This window comes from Erysipelothrix sp. strain 2 (EsS2-7-Brazil) (assembly GCF_016617655.1).
In the GTDB taxonomy this organism is placed as follows: domain Bacteria; phylum Bacillota_I; class Bacilli_A; order Erysipelotrichales; family Erysipelotrichaceae; genus Erysipelothrix; species Erysipelothrix piscisicarius.
Map to the genome: position 1 here is coordinate 1 of NZ_SCFT01000004.1, position 782 is coordinate 782.

A 782-nucleotide genomic window follows, 5' to 3' on the forward strand; every position below is an offset into this window, starting at 1 on the left:
ATATATCGACTATTATAATAACAAAAGAATTAAGAGCAAACTAAAAGGACTGACTCCTGCACAGTACAGAAATCAATCCTTTAGTTTAACTCTTAATTAAACCGTCCAAGATATTGGGGGCAGTTCATTTTTACTTGTCTACTTTTAGTTTACTACTCCACAATAGTATAATCTAAATAAGAATCTTTTTAATAATCTAATCTTAATGGCTCATAGATTCATAACTATAACTATTTACCTACAATTTTACTCGCTTTTGTCTAAAACTGATTAATAATGGAATGGCTGCTATGAATAGAATACCTATTCCTATCTCAACAAGCGCTCTATTTGAAACTCCTGTCGGAGGCAACTTTTCTTTTTCTTCAGTTACTACACCAATTTTTTTCCACTGCGCTACATAAATAGCATCCTCTGTCACTGTTTCAGAGATCGATGGACTCCACCCTTTAAATTGGTATCCTACACGACTCAAGTTTCCAACATATTTAGGTGTGGCACTTCCTTTTTCCAGTTCTTGATAAACTTGGTCTTTAAAACTGTTTTCATCCTGAATTCCATCTTTATATGTAACATTGTATGTTTTTTTATATATTGGATTGGCTTCCCACTGTGCTACATAAATAGCATCCTCTGTCACCGTTTCAGAGATCGATGGACTCCACCCCTTAAATTGGTATCCTACACGACTCAAGTTTCCAACATATTTAGGTGTGGCACTTCCTTTTTCCAGTTCTTGATAAACTTGGTCTTTAAAACTGTTTTCATCCTGAATTCCATCT

General features: G+C 34.4%; 2 protein-coding genes. One reads left to right on the forward strand and one right to left on the reverse strand.

The genetic code is table 11. The features are described 5' to 3' along the window. A partial coding sequence (locus EPJ90_RS02670; protein WP_200542536.1) for an IS3 family transposase occupies positions 1-100 on the forward strand: 100 nt, incomplete at its 5' end. Between the two features lie 138 nt (positions 101-238). Here EPJ90_RS02670 and EPJ90_RS02675 read toward each other — a convergent pair. Then, positions 239-782: InlB B-repeat-containing protein (locus tag EPJ90_RS02675; protein ID WP_200542537.1), on the reverse strand; the 544-nt coding region annotated here is incomplete at its 5' end.